Here is a 17,744-nt window from a genome sequence, read left to right as displayed (position 1 = left end):
GGCCCAGAATATGGCTGCAGCGTCAGTGGCGATCGCCCCCTCGCATCACAGCTTACTACAAGTTAAACAAGAATGCTTTGTTGCAACTCGCGCTGAATTTCATCTACAACTTTGCGATCGCTCAAATCGCGATGCCACCAGTGGCTACAGCCATTTTGACAATATTTGCAGTACCTGCGGGCATCGGCAATTGCCAATAAACTCATTAACAGGAAAAAGGTTTTGATAAATTCTGAGGGCGGGAGTTTCAAAAGCTTTGCCATTTGTTCTTTTAATCGCCCTCTACTCAGCAACACACAAGGGGTGTAAGTTGGGCGAAGTTTTGATTTGGCAATAGCTAGGGAAACATCTTCTTCTCGCGCCCCTGCTTGGATTGTCATGTAGGATAGCCGCTGCAATATTTCCTGCTGGTCTTCGGTTGGGAAGCTTAAAAACCAGTTTTTTGCATCTTCTTGGCTAATTAATTCTTGTTGAATATTATTGATTGTAATTTCATCGGCTAGATTCATTTGCCTCTCCTAAGTCGGGCTTAAATATAACGTGAGGTTCTCCGTCATAATTTCTCAAATAGAATCAGGAACAATATGACAGCGCAGCCACTCAGTAAATTCATCGCGGGCGATCGCGCTTGATGTGACTTGTAATATAATTTGTTCTTGCTCTTCCACAGGTGCAGAAATCTCAAAGCCATTCAAAACTAGAAAGACTTCCATTGCTGCGTGACCGATGCGTTTGTTACCATCTAAGAAAGGATGATTTTTAATCAACGCAAATCCAAGGGCTGAAGCTTTTTCCACGATAGTTGGGTAAAGTTCCTCCCCGCCAAACGTCATGCGCGGCTGAGCTAAAGCTGACTCTAAGGCTCCTAAATTAGCGATGCCAAATGCTCCGCCCGACTGCTCGATAATGCGCCGATAAAGTTCTAAGATTTCTGTTAAAGTTAGATAGCGCATTACGCGAGCTTTTGGTAGAGTTCAAAATTCTTTTTGAGGACGTATTCCATAGCATTTTGGAAGGATGTTTCTGGTGGTGCGAGTAAGTTTTCAGCGCCCGCAAGCAGTAATGCTTCTAGGGAAACGCCGAGGCGGTTGGCGGTTTCTTGGAGCTTGTGGAGGCGATCGTCTGGAATTGTGATGGTAATGGTTTGCATTCTGTTTGTGGCTGTGACGATACTCTGAGTTTAGCACGTCAACTGTCTGAGCAGGAGTTAGGGTTTTTAAAAGAGCGATCGCACTTTTGGAGCAAAAGGGCGATTCCCTACGGGATAGCTGCGCTTCACGCCCTTGACGAAACAAATTGGTTGAGCTAAACTAAAATTTAGTTTAAATTGCTTATAGTAGATGCACATAATCAGCTACCGACGGGTGCGTGAATACAGCGAAACTCATGCTGATTGCGGGGAAGCTTTGGATAACTGGTTTAAAATTACTAGCAAGGCTAAATGGTCTAACTTAATTGAGGTACAATCTGTTTTTCCTAAAGCCGAAGCTGTTGGGGGGTTTACAGTTTTTAATATCAAAGGTAATAATTATCGATTAATAGTTAGTATTGATTATGAAAGCCAATTAGTTTATATCAAATATATTCTCACCCATGCTGAGTATGATAAGGAGAAATGGAAAAATGACCCTTACTTTTAATCCAGATAAATACAAAGAGTTATTGTCTCAGTACCAGCCTAAAATAATTAGAAATGAAGCGGATAATGAGAAAGCTCTGGCTATGGTGGAAGAGTTGATGCACCAGCGCGATCGCACTCCTGAAGAAAATGAGTTATATGAATTGCTGATTGTATTGATTGAAAAATTTGAGCAGGAATATTACGCACCAGGAACCACAGCAACGCCTCATTCAATACTGCTGTTTTTGATGGAACAAAGAGAGTTACAACCTGCTGATTTGGTAGGAGTCATTGGATCTGAAAAAAGAGTGTCTGAAGTCGTTAATGGCGAGCGAGATATTGGTAAAGAGTTGGCATTGATTCTGGGGAGTTTTTTTCATGTAGAGCCGAGTTTGTTTTGTAATTAAGGGAAGTGAAATCATTTCGATTTAATTCAGAATTGTATGTGATGAAGTTCTGTAGGGGCGGGTTCACCAACAATATCTAACAAGTACCAACAATCTGAATAAACCCGCCCTCACCCAACAGTAAATCGCAATCTACCTCTTTGTCGATCGCACTTTTGGAGCTTAAGGGCGATCGCACTTAATTACGAGATAGCCGAAGCAGGAGCAATTTCGCGGAGTGGCATCAGGAATTCTTGCTTTTCTTCGAGGGTGATATAGCCACCATTTAGAGCCATTTCCATAAGTTGTTCGACAAATTCCTTTGACTCTGTTATGACTTGAGTTTTATTCAGTTCAAAATGTTGATTTCTGGATTTTAGGGTAAACTGGTTTGGAGATAAATATCCAAATTTTTTTAAATTACAGCTAATTCGATCCTTGGCTAAGGGCTGTAATTCCAGAGTGATGCAAACACTTTCAACAAATTCTATGTTGATGGGTTTTCCTTGGGATAACTCACTCAGTTTTTTGGGGAGTTCATCTTCTAGCAGCATACAGATATCGGGGTCTAAAAAAACGTTTAGTTTTTCTTCACCGATTTCTATTGAGACTAGATGGTCGCATTCAAAGCAAAAGAGTTTTAGCCCTAATTCAAAATGTGAAAGTTCTCCTAATGAGTCATCTGGTGGCTCAGCATATTTTTCGCAATTAGGTTCTTCTATGTGGATTGTAAAAATGCTATATTTATTCATCTTCATCGCTCCTATTTAATGAGGACAGCGTGGCATTATTGAGAAAGTGATTTTTTTCCACTAGGTATGGGCGATCACACTTTGGGGAGAAAGGGCGATCGCTTCTATTAATAAATAGAATGTGACCTCTTCTTTAAGGGCAAGATGTTGGAGTATATTCGCCAATGTCATCTATTAAAAAATTATCATTGTTGAGTACAAGAGTACAATCTCTGTATTCACACGCTTGTGGTCTACCATCTTTAAAAGAATAACGCAACCAAACTTTTATTTTGGCTCTAGTAGGCGATTTTTCTTTAGTCTCCATGTCAGTGACTTCGATAGAATTAAAATTGCTAACAAATGTTTTTTGATTGTCTGCATCTGTTGAACTGTATTTTTTCCTGAAATTATCAGTTGTAAATTTTTTCCCGGCTGCCTTATTATCTTTTGTGGTCAGTTCATAATAATTCTTGAGAGTTTGCTCAGGTGTTGAACTCACCGGAGTATTTGTTGCAGGTGTTGAACTCACCGGAGTATTTTTGGAAGGTAAGACTTCAATATTAATTGTGTAGTCTGACTGATTCGGTGCAGAAACTTCAATAATATAATCTCCATCACTAGGCAGTTGACCCTGCCATTGGGTTCCGGCCTTTACAGCATTACCAATTGCTTGACCGTTAGGAGAAATAATTGCCACATTAATATCTCCCTGCTTGATTTGCACAGTCATGGGCTGTCCGCTACCGCAGTTTAGTACGTAGCGCTTTCTTTGATTGGCTGTGACGGTATTACTAATTGTTTCTGCTGTAGTACCTTTTTTAAAGATTACTTGTTCTGTTGAAACCGAGGGTGTAGGTGAAGTAGTTTGCGATCGTACTTCTTCTTTAGGGATTGAGTTAGGTTTAGCTTCAGATTGTTTTGCTTTGTTTGCATGAGTGAGAAATGCAGGAAAATTTGTAGTTTCTTCCTTAATAGCACTCGTATCTAGCTGAGATTTCAAGTTCCAGTATCCTAAACCTCCAAGCAAAAATATTACCCCAACTATAATCCACTTTGTTTTTGGTTGTCTCAATTTGGCGAGTGCAAGTGTTAGTTTAAACTTGATATATGCAATGCCTGATCTTGGTGTACGATTAGGTGATGGAGTTGCACTAGGAACGGGATTGTTAGGAGTCCATAAAGTCGAACTTGATGTTTGTGTGGGATGAGGTGACTGAGTTGCACTAGGAACGGAACTTTTGATATTCCATACAGTCGAACCTGATGTTGGTGTAGAATTAGGTGGCGAAGTTAAACTAGGAATGGAACTTTTGGGAGTCCATACAGTCGAACCTGATGTTGTTACGGGATGAGGTGATGGAGTTGCACCAGGAATTGGACTTATGGGAGTCCAAATTTGAGTTGGAGGAGTCAAAACAGCGTCGAGAGAAGGAATTTTATTAAAGTCTGTTAGCTTACAAATTCTTTTGAACTCATCAGCTAACTGTGAAACATTGGGAGATAGCTGAGATAGTGTCTGAAAAACTTGGGCTTGGTCAGGGTTGCGAAAATCATTTTTAGAGAACAACAAGCGCTCTGTTTTGTCTAGCTTATAATTCTGCCAAAGTTTTGGGTTCTCTGCAATTGCAATAATTGATATATAAATAACCAGTTGCGAAAAAAAATCTATTTCAAGACACTGCTTTTGTATGTTGTCTCTTAAAGGATGCTGATAACCATCAAACCCTTTACTTTCGTCATCAATACTGTTACCATCTACAGCAAAGTAAAGACTATCGTAGTCAATTAGTTTGAGGGTGACACCATTCCTGTCATCAACTAAGATATTGCCATGCTGTAAATCTCCGTGAGCGATTCCTTGAGTCAGTAAGTCTTTCGATAACCTAACCCAAGCTTGAACCAAAAGATCTAATTTATTCTTATTGTTAAGGTTGTCTTGGATAAAACTTTTTAAATCCTTACCCTCCACCCATTCCATTTTTACAATTGGGTAGGAGATGCCATCAACCCTGATTCCTTGATTGAGAAAGCTACATTCAACAAAGTAAGATGAACAACCTATATTTTGGAGACGGCTGGAAACTTTGCTGTAGTGACTGGCTACACTCGATGTGCTTTGAAGAAAACATCTGACAGCCCACAGCCTTTTCGGGTTGAAAGTTTCATACTTAAAAACACACGCACAACCACCTGCTGCTGTCCATAAGTTTTGCATACCTTGAGGGTGAGGGTTATATATTTTGACAGCTTGACCATTAGCTAAAATAGGATCGAGGTTTTTAAATGCAATTTGTGGATGAGAAATTGCACTATAATATTTAGTTATTGTTGGATAAAGCGTCCGATTTTTTGACATAATATTACTTTTTATTATAAGTTAAATTTAATCTTTACCCACCAGGCATTCGGGAATGTTTTTGATTCTTTCTTAAGCTGAAATAATGGATACCTTCCTGGCAAAAGGTAGCCTACAAAGTCTCCTTCTTGTAGGGAAATATTTTTTGGTTCCGGCGTACTTTTAAAAAGAGGAAGAGGCGTACTATCATTAGGGATTACTAGCTCTTCTCCGTTGGTTTTTGGGAGATATTTAATATATGCTAGTGGTACAAGAACCCAGAGTTCTTTTGAATTTCCAGACTCAGGCTGCTTTTTCCATAAATAACCTATAGGCTGATTAGAAGTTTTATCAACATCATAGATAGGGATTCTTTGATGTGAAGTAAAAGATGAATAATTGTTATCACTTGATAATTCAAATGAATTAGACGGTGATTTAGATGCTGAATTACGAGTAGAAATATTTTTATTTAAAAATATGACTACAAATAATATTGATACTATCAAAATTAGTGCTGTTGCCAATAATAGCAATAATCTTAATTTTGGATTTTTTGCAGTTATCTTCTGATTTTGAGATGAGTTATGATGATTTTCTTCAATTTTTATTGAATAATTATTTTGGGACAATGTTAAATGTCCCTCTCTAGATAAGGAATTATGGCTTACCTTTACTTCAGATATTTTAACAACGATTCTGCAAAGTGTTGTATCATCATTTTTAATAAGTCCTTCGTGCCGAATATGCTGTATGAATTCAGCAAATTCTTTTTGATTTGTTATTGAAATCAATTTTCTCCACTGACTCCCCCCCTTCTCTAAATCTTTGAAAATCCATTCTGCTAAAGCATCGGTTGCCAAAAAAAAGATATCATCTTTATCACAAACAGAACTCGTATAGATTGGTTCCGAAAAGTTGTATTCAGGAAGACTCTGGAAGCAGTCAGTTACTGTATGAAAATCTTCGGATTTTTTAATTGGAAATGAAATAGGCTGATCGGAGTTAGCTTTGATTTGGAATAAGCAACTATCACCAATTGCTAAAGCTTCCCAAGTCTTTTGTTTGCCTTGATTTGTTGGGTAAAGTTTAAGACCCACAAAAGTAGCTGAACCACAATTTTTTTCTTTGGAACCCTTAGCATACCAAGGAAGGTTTGGATCTGTTCTTATCTTGATTGAATATTGTCTCCACTGTTCTTGCAAAGGTTTTAACCATTCTTTCCAGTGCCTGTTGATAGTATTTAATTCTTCATTATGTTTGCAAAAATTTTCAACCAGAAGATCGGCCCATTCTCTAGCCAAAAAAGATGTAGATGCTCCATCGGCGATTGCAGCTAAGTTACTATCTAAACTTTTATTATAGGCATCTTGAATCTCTTCTGTTTTCTCACCTATTTTGGGTAATGTAAAGAAGTCTATCTCGTTCTGGTTGTGATTTTGCACTTTGCCACCATCTAGCTTTATAAAATGAATACCTAAAGGATTAAATCCAGCTATTACTGTAACTTAGCCCTAGTGCCAATATCCAACAAGCGAATCATTGTTTCAGCATCAGCATTATACACAAATCCTCTTACACCCGGTGTTGGCTGATAGCCGACTGCTCCTGCACGCTCGCGCATGACAGGTGGTAACTCGCTAGAGATATCAAATAAGAATTTGGCATTGTTATCTCCCTGCGGCAACTCATTGGTTGAAGCCGGAAGTTCTATCTTGGCAGCTTTGCTTTCAGAGATGTGACTATTAAGAATCAAGGTATTCCCATCACTTGTTTCTAGTTGAGCTAGTTTCAAAGCAGCAGTTTTTGCTCTAGCTTGATCGTTCGGCTCACCGTCAGTAATGTTAATCACTATCGGTGGAAAGCTCGCCTGATGAGTTTTAGTCCAGCTATCTACTAGCTTATAAGCTTCTTCAAAAGCCTCTGCCATTGGCGTTCCACCTACAGCATGAGGCTCAATCCAAACTGGAAATTGCTCATCAACTTCTACCAGTCCTCCAGCACCGTCAGAAATTTTCATTTTTAAGGTATTGACCTTGAGACAGTTTTGTGCCAACTCTTCCATCGTCACTACTGACTTAGAAGCCAAGTTACCTGAGAAAGCGTTGATAGCTGTGTCCCCAGATTTACCATAGGTTAATACTGAAATATCGCAACGATTTTTGATGGTCTGACCAGCCGTACAAGCCAGACCCATCTCTCTTATCACCCGGTTGACAGCCTTGGCACACTCTTCGGCTTTGGAGCCTCCTGTTGATCCACCAAATCGTCCCGACATTGAGCCGGATTGGTCAATTAAAATTACGACATATCCTGGATATTCGCTGCTGAGTGATTGATTGTATGCCATATAGCAATCCTAAATGATTTGTGAACTAGAATTTTTTGGTGAATCGTAAAGAAAGCACAGAATATAGATAGAAGAAAAAACGTTCATAACTAATTTAGGATTGTTATAGCTATAATTTCTCCAAATGTAGGATGAATCCCTGCTAATTGACTGTATTTAGTAAATTGGGCGCAAATGCTAAATAATAACAGACGAACTAGCTACTAATCGTCATCTAGCTCAACCTCAACCTCGGGATCTCGCAAATCTCGTGGCAGCCATGACTGGCTTAACTTTTGCTGAACGTTTCCAATCGGTACAGTACCACGGACAAAAAGAGATTCCATACCTCTAACCTGCTCTTTTGACGTTTCTAAATACATAAAATAAAGAGCATTTACTCTCTCCATTCTTCTGTCCTTATTTTTCTTTTGTTCCAGCCTTTGTTCGATGTATTTATTTCCCCTTCCTGTAAAATGCTTTTTAAGCCTTGTCCAGATACTTGTTGTAGACATTCCAATGTATTGAACAACATAGTCATGGGTATCAGGATCTTTCATGGCGATCGCATAAATTCCAGGCCAGTTAGGTGCTTTCTCTACAGGTCTGAGGTCTATATCGCCCTTGCTGTCAAAACTGCATTCGTACCAATCGCTCCATCCCATATCTTGTTTCCTCTCTGCTTTATCTATTGTCTACCGTCATCTGCGACCAAACACAAGTCTTGCATAGCAAAGCTTTCGCCGATCGCACTCACAAACATGAGCTCAATCCCCAGAAGGCGCATTGCACCCTCCTATTTATCTATCAGGGCCACATCCACAAAATTATGCAAAACCCAGAAAATAAATTAAAAAATTTCGTTACCGCCCCAGAGACTACAACCAAAGCCCGAAGTACATCAAGTTTCAGCTTATCTCTCCTGCCAAGTCGCTAACTCTAGTCAGTGACAGCCAAAAAGCAATCTCACAAACCTTTTGACTCGCAAACAGAACCCTTTGCCTTTCACCTTTCACTTATAATAAGCTACCTCTACGTTATATTTCACAACTCACGTCAGGAATTATGTTAGACTTCCATCAGGAATTTTCTACCCCTCAATCTATGGCACCCACAAACGAGCAGTTCACCCAAGCCGCCCACCAGTGGGACTTGGAAACCCTCTACACAGACTTGGCCTCGGCTAAGGGAAAACGACTCACTCCCGTTGAAAAGCTACACTTGCGGGGGTTACTTTGTGGCTACAGTCCCAGTGAAATGGCAGAAAAGCTAGGAAAGGATGCTAAAGGCGTTGAAAGTGACCTCTGCGCTAGTATCTATAAGTATGTTAAAGGTCTGATCGGCAAGTGTAATGAAAAGATAGGTAACTGGAGAAATATTGCTGAATGGCTTGAGGAAGCTGGATATAAAACTAAGCCACCTGCTAAATTCCCTATTCAAGACGGTTTATCTGAAAATAGTAAAGTCAATGTAACTAATATAACTTTTGAGAACAATCAAATAAAAATTGGTGTATACCTACAAATAACTGTACCGCTACCTTCAGAATTGTCAATACAAAATCTAGACATCAACGATAACAACGGTAACTAAAATTTTGCCACAATTCAACAGATTGGTAGCGTGAAGCGACTAAAATCAGGAAGGGCGATCGCACGTTTACCCGATCGCGCGGGGCGATCGCACACTGCATTTCTCACAAAAGGGCGATCGCGCTTCTATTGTGCTATGATTCGATCGGAGCATCAGTGACTAAAAACAATAGCAAGAATTACCATTCAAATTCGCGACGAACTAGCGATTGCGATCGATAAATAGTAGTAGGTATTGCTAGTGCAACGTAACGCATCAGTCATAGATTAGAATAGAATAGAGACAAACGTGCAATCCCCCCGAACTGCAATAAAACAATAGCCAGCCGATCTTTACCTATGAGTATCACCCTCACCCCCGAACAAGAACAACTCATCCAAGCCCAACTCGCTAGCGGGCGCTATACCAACGTTACCGAAATCATTGCTGACGCGCTACGGCTGCTGGAAAAACGCGATCGATACAATCGCTGGGTAGAAGAAGTTTGCGCCAAAATCGACATCGCCGCCACACAACTCGATCGCGGTGAAGGAGTGGATGGTGAAACGGCGATCGCTCAAATCCGAGCCAAATTTCACAAAGCTCGATCGGTATAATCCTTGATGAGCCAATATATCATCTCACCTGAAGCGATTCGCGACCTTGACGAAATCGCAGACTATTTCGTCGCACGCAACGTTGAAGCAGGCGAACGATTCATCGATGAATTCACTAAAAAATGCCGCTACTTGACACAATTTCCTCTGATGGGACGCAGTTATAGTCAACTTCGCCCCTACTTGCGCGGTATTCCTGTGCAAAACTACATTATCTTTTACCGCATCGCGAACGATGGAATTGAAATTATGAGAATTATCAGAGGCGATCGGGATTTAGAAGCTTTTTTTGAAGAGAATGGAGCATAGGTTAGGAATCAAATGACTGAAGAAGAACTCCTTAAGTTATATGAAAAAATTGATGCAGGTGTGAAAGTAGCAATTGCCGAAGCATATGAAAAACACTGCAGACTAGGACAATCAATTAGTATCTGGCGTGATGGTAAAATCGTGAGTATAACTGCTGCTGAGATTCCACCGCTATCCAATAACGACACTATATAATTATAATTGCCGTCGTCTATTGTGCTACCATTCAATGAGAGCGTCAGTGAGTAAAAAAATGGCAAAAATAACCCTTCAAATTCCCGACGAACTAGCACTGCGGCTAGATACTCTCAAAGATGAGTTACCACAGATTTTGATGCTGGGATTGAGGGAAGTCGAAGCCAATCCTTCAAGCGGATTTTCTGGACTCACGAAGATATTAGAATTTATAGCAAGTTTACCCTCGCCACAAGAAATATTAGCCCTGCGTTTATCCGACGATCTTCAAGCTGAAATCGATACTTTATTAGAGAAAAACCGCACGGAAGGACTCACGCCGATCGAGCAGCGTTTGTGGCAGCAATACGAATTTGTCGAACATTTAGTACGCATTGCCAAAGCGCAAGCCCTGCTGAAACTGAGCGAGGCAGCATGAGTAAAACCTACGTTTCAGCTAGTCTGCGACGAATGGTATGCGATCGCGCCAACGGATACTGCGAATATTGTTTAATCCCAGAAACACTCGCCCTCTCGTCTCATCAAATAGACCATATCATTGCAGAAAAACACAGTGGCGAAACAGTTGAAAATAATCTCGCTTTGTCTTGCTCAATTTGTAACAAAAATAAAGGCAGCGACATTGCCTCGATCGCTCCAGAAACAGATGAAGTGGTTCGACTTTACAACCCTCGAAAAGATAGCTGGGAAGACCATTTTTAACTTCAAACTGAAAGTGGTACAATCGAACCTCTAAGTGCGATCGGTCGAGTCACTGTGCGTTTATTGCAGGTTAATCGTGCAGAATGTCTGACCGAACGTAAGCTATCAATCAAAATTCGATCGTTAACAAAACCCAATTAAGCGATCGTGTTCAAGCCACACCATAACCTCTATATTGAATTTGAGCTAGAAGACTATGAGTAAAAGTTGAAGCGCAATTATGCCAAATATTTACATTATTTGCGGCCCTAACGGTTCAGGTAAAACGACAGTTTCCCTGAGATTATTACCTGATTTTTTAGAATGTTTTGAATATGTCAATGCAGATGCGATCGCCGCCGGGATGTCCCAATTCAATCCAGAGTCAGTCGCCATCCTCGCAGGACGCTTAATGATACAAAGACTGCGGACTTTATCAGACTCTGGCACTGATTTCGCTTTCGAGACAACTTTAGCAGCTCGTAACTTTGCTCGATTCTTGAGCAACTGTAAAACCAAAGGCTACACAATCAACCTGATTTACTTCTGGCTGCAATCCCCAGAAATGGCAATTGAACGGGTGCAACAACGGGTGGAAAGTGGTGGACATTCTATTCCGGAAGATGTCATCCGCAGGCGATACGATCGCGGACGCAGAAACTTAACTTCATTATACTTACCATTGTGCGATAGCTGGATAGTCTATGATAATTCTAGAGATACTATCCGACTAATTGCTGAAGGAAGTGCGGAAGGGGAAACCCTAATCTCTGACCGTGAAACTTGGAATCGCATTATAAATTAGTAAAATGACTGAAAAAAGACTTGTCAAGTTATCCGATCGCATTGACGCAGGTGTCAAAGCAGCCATCGCCGAAGCAATTGAAAAACACCGCAGACTAGGACAATCAATTAGAATCTGGCGTGACGGTAAAATCGTGACGTTAACTGCTGCTGAGATTCCACCAAGAGCAGACAGCGATACTGCTTTTTAGCCTTGAGAAATCGGGTTGTTTACGGAAATACTTCATTGACGCTTTAACAGTCGCGAACAACCCGGTTTTTTGGGTATTTATGCGTAAACCCTTACATAACTAAACACAGAAGCTAGCGCATAACAAACAACCAATAATCCTTAACTCAAAACAGAATTATTGTCAACAGTATTTTTGCGGAAATATTAAAAGTTAAATAAAAATTGCTACCCACATTTGCGAATTATAGCACTTTGTTCAAAGTATTGGGAAATGCTAAGTTAATTAAAGATTTGATGAAAGTGACGCATAAGTCTTTACATTGTCGATCGCAATTTTGTTATTCTATTAGAAAGTTTCATTCGAGCGACTGAATTTTTGTACTCCAGTCCTACCCCTAAACAGAACGGCAGTTTCCACAATGAGAATTTTAGTCACAGGCGGTGCGGGTTTCCTCGGTTCCCACCTAATCGATCGCTTAATGGCCCAAGGACATGAGGTAGTCTGCCTGGATAATTTTTACACCGGGACTAAACGCAATATCCTCAAATGGCTGGACAACCCGTATTTTGAGCTGATCCGCCACGACATCACGGAACCGATTCGGTTAGAAGTAGATCAGATTTACCATCTGGCTTGTCCCGCTTCCCCAATACACTATCAGTACAACCCTGTCAAGACAATTAAAACAAACGTCATCGGTACGATGAATATGTTGGGATTGGCTAAACGGGTAAAAGCAAGATTCTTTCTGGCTTCCACTTCCGAAGTGTACGGAGATCCTGACGTACATCCACAAACAGAAGATTATCGCGGCAACGTTAATTGTATCGGGATCAGATCGTGTTACGACGAAGGGAAGCGAGTAGCTGAAACCCTATCTTTTGATTACCACCGTCAAAATGGTGTAGACATTCGAGTTGTGCGAATCTTCAATACCTATGGCCCGCGGATGTTGGAAAATGACGGCAGAGTAGTGAGCAATTTTATTGCTCAAGCTTTGCGGAATCAACCGCTGACAGTATACGGCGACGGTTCCCAAACGCGGAGTTTTTGCTACGTTTCTGATTTGGTGGAAGGATTTATTCGTTTGATGAATAGCGACAAAATCGGGCCGATGAATTTGGGGAATCCCGGCGAATACACTATATTGGAACTGGCCCAAAAAATTCAAAACACGATTAATCCAGGGGCAGAAATTATCTTTAAACCGCTGCCGGAAGACGATCCAAAACAGCGACAACCGGATATTACTCGTGCTAAAACTTGGTTGGGGTGGGAGCCAACTGTGCCGCTGGATCAAGGTTTAGAGTTGACTATCAAGGATTTTCGCGATCGCATCGAGGGAAACCAAAAGTAGAGAGTGGGAGAGGGGGAGACTGGGAGAGGGGGGGATGGGAAAAAGATTCCCAATTCCCGATTCCCAATTCCCAATTCCCAATTCCCCATTCCCAATTCCCGATTCCCAATTCCTACCTGATTTATTTACTAGCTTTGAGGACATTTGTATGCAAGTTTGCGTCATCGGTACAGGATATGTTGGCTTAGTCACCGGCACTTGTTTGGCCCACATCGGCCACCACGTGATTTGCGTAGACAACAACGAAGAAAAAGTTAAATTAATGAAGTCGGGACAGTCGCCTATTTTTGAACCTGGACTGTCTGAATTAATGTCCTCTGCATCTGCGTCGGGCAATCTAGAATTTACTTCGGATTTAGCTGCAGGAGTGTCTCACGGGGATATTTTGTTTATTGCCGTGGGGACGCCTCCTTTGCCTACTGGGGAAAGCGATACTCGCTACGTGGAAGCGGTTGCTCGTGGAATTGGAGCTCACCTCGACGGCGATTACAAAGTAATCGTAAACAAATCTACAGTGCCCATCGGTTCCGGGGACTGGGTGCGAAGAATTGTACTAGACGGTTTAGCAGAACGTCAAAAACCTCACAGCGGTGACGAGGTTACTGGTGAGGAAGTAGCAGCAAAAAAAGGTGTTCAATTTGATGTGGTTAGCAACCCAGAGTTTTTGCGGGAGGGCTGTGCTGTTTTCGATACTTTTAATCCCGATCGCATTGTTCTCGGCAGCAACTCTCGGCGGGCTATGGATATGATGCTACAGTTATACCGGCCGATTGTCGATCGCAAGTTCGCAGAAAATCAGTCTTTGCCGGAAGTTCCTGTGGTGATGACTGATATCAGTTCAGCAGAGATGATTAAGTACGCAGCTAATGCTTTTTTGGCTACGAAGATTAGCTTTATTAATGAAGTTGCTAATATTTGCGATCGCGTCGGTGCAGATGTTAGTCAAGTGTCCCGAGGTATCGGTTTAGATTCACGGATTGGCAACAAGTTTCTGCAAGCTGGCATTGGTTGGGGCGGTTCTTGTTTCCCCAAAGATGTCTCAGCTTTAGTTCACACTGCTGACGATTACGGTTACGAGGCGCATTTGCTGAAAGCGGCAGTGGAAGTGAACCAACGCCAGCGGTTCATTGCTATTGAAAAGTTGCAGCACGTTTTGAAGATTCTCAAAGGTAAAACTGTCGGACTTTTGGGTTTGACTTTCAAGCCGGATACTGACGATTTGCGGGATGCTCCAGCGCTGATTTTAATCGAGAATTTGAATCGGTTGGGAGCGAAAGTTAAAGCTTACGATCCGATTGTTTCTCAAACTGGGATGCGTCACGGTTTGTCGGGAGTTTTGGTAGAAACTGACCCGGAAAGACTGGCAGACGGTTGCGATGCTTTGGTTTTGGTGACTGACTGGGAACAGTTTCGCAATTTAGATTACGATAAAATGGCCAAGTTGATGAACCATCCGGTGATGATTGATGGCCGCAATTTCTTAGACAAGAAGGCTTTAGAAGCGGCTGGTTTCCAATATGTGGGAATTGGAAGGTAAAGAAGAGTTTTGATCGGAATCTCTATTTCGTAGGGTGCGCCGAAGCGCACCTTACATTTATCTTCCTAGTGGCAAACAATGGGAGCATCTCATATTTGCAAAAACACTTCTTTCTTCTTCCTTCTGACTCTTTTCTCCTGGCTCCTGACTCCTGACTCCTAATTCCAATTTCGAGCTTTGCTGCTTTCATTGAGATGCTCCCGCCAACAATTGCGGGTTTACCCGCCCCGCCTGCTTTAAAAATTTTCCATCAATGCTTTTTCTTGAGCGTAAACATCTCGTAGCTGTTGCAGCGCTGAGGCAGAAATTACCGATTTAACTGTAGCGACTAATTTACCCCACTCAAGTAAGCTGTCAACTGAAACAGCCGTTTTGAAGTTGTACGTATAGAATTTAGTCCAAAATTCTGGTGCTTGTGTCCGTTTCCAGCGTTTGTACCAGGCGACAAAATCTTGAGCACAGGGCGGTTTTACTTCTAGGATTGGGGGGAAATCGGCGTAGCTGACAAATCGACTCAGGCCTTTGGCATGAACGTACACTACGTTGTGGCAGCATTCGATCCGGTATATCTGTTCTGGTGATATGTTGAACAGGAGTGCTACTGTTTCTTCTGTGACAAATCTCGATCGCGGATTGACGATCGACGATTTGTGAATAATTTTTGATTCGCCGATCGCTGACGATCTTAGCTGATTTTCTGATATCATTGTAGTTGCATCTGGTGGTAGTAGGTAAATCTATCTCTGCTAAGTGCGATCGACAGAAATAATCGGTCGGGATTAATTTTAACTGGCGCTCGTCTTTAGTTTCGTTGACTCCGCCGCAAAACGGAGACAAGCCCCGACTTCTGCCATGAGAGGCGCAAAATTTTCGACCAACGTTCAAGCTCCCAGATTCATCTTTAGAGTCAATCTAAAATCTCAAATCTAAAATCTAAAATCGAATGACCGGGGCGATCGCTTTTTGATATATTATACTAAATCCAAAATTTTGTAAATAGTGAATATGAGCAAAGGCTTAGTAAGGTTGCGGGTTCGAGAGTTGGCGGCCGAGAAGGGATGGACGCTCAAGGAGGTTGCGGAGCGATCGGGCGTGGGCTACAGTACGATTAGCAATTATGCCCGTTCTCAGGGTATGGCAATGGTTGACTTTGCAGCAGTTCACAAGCTGGCTCGAACTTTTGATGTGATGATTGAGGATTTCGTGGTAATCCTAGAAAAATAGTTGAACGTTTTGCCTAAATTCAATGTTTGAGCGATCGACTTTTGATCGGACGATCGAAGTTTTGATGTGATGATTTTAGCATAGGTCGATCGCCCGCAACCAAAGTCGATCGCCTATCATTGAAATAACCCGCTTGCAGCCTGAAATTAGGAGAACCGTCAAATGCTAGATGCTTTGCTATTGGGAGGTCTTCTCAAGGTCGCTTTCGATGGGATAGTGGGCACTCAAGCCAATGATGCAGTCAAGCACCTCTGTTTGAAGGGAGTAAAGAATGTATCACGAAATGGTAAAATTGTCAATCACGATTTAGAAAAAGCGCTGAAACGTTCTTTCCTGAAAGCTCAGCAACAAATCGCCTCAGAATGTTATAAAGAATTGGTTGAGCCGTCTCGCAGGGCTTCTAAAGCAATCGTTATTTACTTGCCTCAAAACCGTCCTTATTTAGAATGGCTAGATAAGAAGAATAAGCAGTTAAAATCTGAATTAAACCAGGTTAACAAAGAAACAGCCCCTTCTGGGATTCCCATAGAAGGTTTAGATGAGATAGAATTGCTGCTAAGTTCCAGAAACGAGTTAAGCCAAAATCGCTTTCAAGAAGTTGAAAGTAAACTGCTGGAAATTGCACTAAAAGATTGTGAAGTCACACTTTATCAAGCTAAATTAAAGGAAAATTTGTTTAGCTTAGTATCAGCGTACTTTGCCGAGGAAATCAAGGACAATGAAAAGGTGTTCCAGATTTTTACAGCGCAAACTTTAACGCGGAATGATACCAAAACCGCCGAAACTCACGCTTTAATGGAACAGCTAAAGGCTTTGCTTGAGGAGATAGTTGAAAAGAGCCAGATTGCTTACGTGCCGATTGACTGGCAAGCTATTTGCCAGCAGATATTAGACGAGAAAGAACAGCAGCGACTGAGTAGCAACCAGCTAACTTTTGGCAACCATGAAATAGATGATGTTTATGTGCCGCTGGGACTGGTGGAACGGCAGAAAGTGACTCAGCGACGCGAGGATGTTGCGGCTGAGGAAGGTTCGGATTTATACCGGGAAAAGGAAGTTACTCAAAAATTTGAACACAGCGAGTTTCTTGAGCAAGTTATTCAGCAAGGAAGTAGCCCTAAAAGTAATGGCAAGCGGTTAGGAATTATTGGAGAATCGGGGGCTGGAAAAACAACGCTGTTGCGGCAGATTGCGAATTGGGTAGCGGCGGGCATTCCCGAGGCAATTGTAATTTGGGTATCCTTGGCGGATTTGCAGGGGAAGGAATTAGAGCCGTATTTATTTGATAATTGGCTGTTGGCGGCTATTAAGAGAATTGGGAAGGCTGAGGCGACTGCGGAAATTAAGGATGATTTTTTAGCACAGTTTAATGCTGAGCGCGTTTGGTTGGTGTTGGATGGGGCGGATGAGATGGCTGTCGGAGATGAAAATCCTTTGGCGGAAATTCAGCGGCAAATTAGAACCGGCGGCTGCATTCAAAAGGCGCGAATTGTGCTAAGTTGTCGGCAGAATGTTTGGGATGCGATCGGCACTGCGTTAGATACTTTTGATACTTATCGCACTCTGGAGTTTTCCTATCCCGAACAAGTGGAAATATTTATCGATAAATGGTTTCGATCCCCCCCTAACCCCCCCTTAAGAAGGGGGGGGACAAGAGAAGACAGGGATACTCTTACTACCCCATTTTTAACTGAGGAGATAGGAGAAGAGGAAACTCCGGCTCCCCCCTTCTTAAGGGGGGCTGGGGGGGATCTAATTCCCTCCTTCCCAACAGAAGAAACTCTTACTCCCCCCTTATTAAGCTATGCTTTATAAGGATCTTTCTTAACAAGAAAGTTGACAAAAATAAACATCTATGATGTTAAACGAT

25 protein-coding genes are annotated in these 17,744 nt (G+C 41.8%); 15 read left to right on the top strand and 10 right to left on the bottom strand.

Translation table 11 applies throughout. From position 1 onward, the window contains the following. Positions 1-62: 62 nt before the first annotated feature. The 3 genes from QUB04_RS02515 to QUB04_RS02505 are packed head-to-tail and all read right to left on the bottom strand — an operon-like array spanning position 63 to position 1,150. Positions 63-509, bottom strand: a complete 447-nt coding sequence (locus QUB04_RS02515) for a DUF5958 family protein (RefSeq protein WP_333280575.1) — start codon at positions 507-509, stop codon at positions 63-65. A 54-nt stretch (positions 510-563) separates the two neighbouring features. Then, the gene (locus QUB04_RS02510; protein ID WP_333280572.1) at positions 564-953 is read right to left on the bottom strand and encodes a type II toxin-antitoxin system death-on-curing family toxin; all 390 of its coding nucleotides are present in this window, start codon (positions 951-953) and stop codon (positions 564-566) included. Further along, a complete protein-coding gene (locus QUB04_RS02505; RefSeq protein ID WP_333280570.1) occupies positions 953-1,150 on the bottom strand; it encodes a DNA-binding protein in 198 nt (65 codons plus the stop codon). Before QUB04_RS02505 ends, QUB04_RS02510 begins: the two co-directional genes overlap by 1 nt. Positions 1,151-1,340: 190 nt before the next feature. Between QUB04_RS02505 and QUB04_RS02500 the strand changes: the two genes are divergently transcribed. Together QUB04_RS02500 and QUB04_RS02495 are read left to right on the top strand one after the other, a co-directional pair. After that, on the top strand, positions 1,341-1,640 hold the full coding sequence (locus tag QUB04_RS02500) for a type II toxin-antitoxin system HigB family toxin (RefSeq protein ID WP_293152593.1): 300 nt from the start codon (positions 1,341-1,343) through the stop codon (positions 1,638-1,640). Further along, positions 1,624-2,028 (top strand): transcriptional regulator, encoded by a 405-nt coding sequence (locus QUB04_RS02495; protein ID WP_333280565.1) that lies wholly within the window; start codon positions 1,624-1,626, stop codon positions 2,026-2,028. The genes QUB04_RS02500 and QUB04_RS02495 overlap by 17 nt, the downstream gene beginning before the upstream one ends. Positions 2,029-2,210: 182 nt before the next feature. Here QUB04_RS02495 and QUB04_RS02490 read toward each other — a convergent pair whose 3' ends face one another. The 5 genes from QUB04_RS02490 to QUB04_RS02470 form a co-directional block, all read right to left on the bottom strand. Beyond that, entirely contained in the window at positions 2,211-2,759 is a 549-nt protein-coding gene (locus tag QUB04_RS02490; protein ID WP_333280563.1) for a hypothetical protein, read from the bottom strand. A gap of 133 nt (positions 2,760-2,892) precedes the next feature. Then, positions 2,893-5,097: a hypothetical protein gene (locus QUB04_RS02485; RefSeq protein WP_333280561.1), complete on the bottom strand. Its 2,205-nt coding sequence runs from the start codon at positions 5,095-5,097 to the stop codon at positions 2,893-2,895. Positions 5,098-5,111: 14 nt separating this feature from the next. Then, positions 5,112-6,521, bottom strand: a complete 1,410-nt coding sequence (locus QUB04_RS02480) for a hypothetical protein (RefSeq protein ID WP_333280559.1) — start codon at positions 6,519-6,521, stop codon at positions 5,112-5,114. Positions 6,522-6,574: 53 nt separating this feature from the next. Beyond that, complete coding sequence (locus QUB04_RS02475) at positions 6,575-7,426, bottom strand: vWA domain-containing protein (protein WP_333280557.1); 852 nt, start codon at positions 7,424-7,426, stop codon at positions 6,575-6,577. Positions 7,427-7,629: 203 nt separating this feature from the next. Next, the gene (locus QUB04_RS02470; RefSeq protein ID WP_333280555.1) at positions 7,630-8,070 is read right to left on the bottom strand and encodes a hypothetical protein; all 441 of its coding nucleotides are present in this window, start codon (positions 8,068-8,070) and stop codon (positions 7,630-7,632) included. A gap of 400 nt (positions 8,071-8,470) precedes the next feature. Here QUB04_RS02470 and QUB04_RS02465 point away from each other — a divergent pair, with 400 nt between their 5' ends. From QUB04_RS02465 to QUB04_RS02415, 11 genes are all read left to right on the top strand, one after another. Next, positions 8,471-8,998 (top strand): helix-turn-helix domain-containing protein, encoded by a 528-nt coding sequence (locus QUB04_RS02465; RefSeq protein ID WP_333280553.1) that lies wholly within the window; start codon positions 8,471-8,473, stop codon positions 8,996-8,998. Between the two features lie 30 nt (positions 8,999-9,028). Continuing rightward, positions 9,029-9,157: a hypothetical protein gene (locus QUB04_RS02460; protein ID WP_333280550.1), complete on the top strand. Its 129-nt coding sequence runs from the start codon at positions 9,029-9,031 to the stop codon at positions 9,155-9,157. A 179-nt stretch (positions 9,158-9,336) separates the two neighbouring features. Next, the gene (locus QUB04_RS02455) at positions 9,337-9,594 is read left to right on the top strand and encodes a type II toxin-antitoxin system ParD family antitoxin (RefSeq protein WP_333199092.1); all 258 of its coding nucleotides are present in this window, start codon (positions 9,337-9,339) and stop codon (positions 9,592-9,594) included. Positions 9,595-9,600: 6 nt separating this feature from the next. Next, complete coding sequence (locus QUB04_RS02450; protein WP_333280548.1) at positions 9,601-9,903, top strand: type II toxin-antitoxin system RelE/ParE family toxin; 303 nt, start codon at positions 9,601-9,603, stop codon at positions 9,901-9,903. Between the two features lie 12 nt (positions 9,904-9,915). Then, positions 9,916-10,098 carry a hypothetical protein gene (locus tag QUB04_RS02445; RefSeq protein ID WP_333280546.1) on the top strand — a complete coding sequence of 61 codons (183 nt, stop codon included), beginning with the start codon at positions 9,916-9,918 and terminating at the stop codon, positions 10,096-10,098. Between the two features lie 58 nt (positions 10,099-10,156). After that, positions 10,157-10,516 carry a hypothetical protein gene (locus QUB04_RS02440; RefSeq protein ID WP_333280544.1) on the top strand — a complete coding sequence of 120 codons (360 nt, stop codon included), beginning with the start codon at positions 10,157-10,159 and terminating at the stop codon, positions 10,514-10,516. After that, on the top strand, positions 10,513-10,800 hold the full coding sequence (locus tag QUB04_RS02435) for an HNH endonuclease signature motif containing protein (protein WP_333280542.1): 288 nt from the start codon (positions 10,513-10,515) through the stop codon (positions 10,798-10,800). Before QUB04_RS02440 ends, QUB04_RS02435 begins: the two co-directional genes overlap by 4 nt. Positions 10,801-11,020: 220 nt before the next feature. After that, positions 11,021-11,584 (top strand): zeta toxin family protein, encoded by a 564-nt coding sequence (locus QUB04_RS02430; RefSeq protein ID WP_333280539.1) that lies wholly within the window; start codon positions 11,021-11,023, stop codon positions 11,582-11,584. 4 nt (positions 11,585-11,588) lie between these two features. Next, entirely contained in the window at positions 11,589-11,774 is a 186-nt protein-coding gene (locus QUB04_RS02425) for a hypothetical protein (RefSeq protein ID WP_333280537.1), read from the top strand. A gap of 400 nt (positions 11,775-12,174) precedes the next feature. Then, positions 12,175-13,113: a UDP-glucuronic acid decarboxylase family protein gene (locus QUB04_RS02420; protein ID WP_333280535.1), complete on the top strand. Its 939-nt coding sequence runs from the start codon at positions 12,175-12,177 to the stop codon at positions 13,111-13,113. A 148-nt stretch (positions 13,114-13,261) separates the two neighbouring features. Then, the gene (locus QUB04_RS02415) at positions 13,262-14,650 is read left to right on the top strand and encodes a UDP-glucose/GDP-mannose dehydrogenase family protein (RefSeq protein WP_333281009.1); all 1,389 of its coding nucleotides are present in this window, start codon (positions 13,262-13,264) and stop codon (positions 14,648-14,650) included. Between the two features lie 22 nt (positions 14,651-14,672). Here the strand turns inward: QUB04_RS02415 and QUB04_RS02410 are convergent, their stop codons facing one another. Next, on the bottom strand, positions 14,673-14,840 hold the full coding sequence (locus QUB04_RS02410) for a hypothetical protein (RefSeq protein ID WP_333280533.1): 168 nt from the start codon (positions 14,838-14,840) through the stop codon (positions 14,673-14,675). Positions 14,841-14,886: 46 nt separating this feature from the next. Beyond that, complete coding sequence (locus QUB04_RS02405; RefSeq protein ID WP_333280531.1) at positions 14,887-15,357, bottom strand: hypothetical protein; 471 nt, start codon at positions 15,355-15,357, stop codon at positions 14,887-14,889. A gap of 298 nt (positions 15,358-15,655) precedes the next feature. Here QUB04_RS02405 and QUB04_RS02400 point away from each other — a divergent pair, with 298 nt between their 5' ends. Both QUB04_RS02400 and QUB04_RS02395 read left to right on the top strand, forming a co-directional pair. Next, complete coding sequence (locus tag QUB04_RS02400) at positions 15,656-15,874, top strand: helix-turn-helix domain-containing protein (protein ID WP_006632503.1); 219 nt, start codon at positions 15,656-15,658, stop codon at positions 15,872-15,874. Positions 15,875-16,036: 162 nt separating this feature from the next. Beyond that, the gene (locus QUB04_RS02395) at positions 16,037-17,689 is read left to right on the top strand and encodes an NACHT domain-containing protein (RefSeq protein WP_333280529.1); all 1,653 of its coding nucleotides are present in this window, start codon (positions 16,037-16,039) and stop codon (positions 17,687-17,689) included. Positions 17,690-17,744: the final 55 nt, after the last annotated feature.

The organism is Microcoleus sp. D2_18a_B4 (assembly GCF_036702475.1).
GTDB lineage: Bacteria > Cyanobacteriota > Cyanobacteriia > Cyanobacteriales > Microcoleaceae > Microcoleus.
This window is presented reverse-complemented; position numbering and strand designations above follow the sequence as displayed.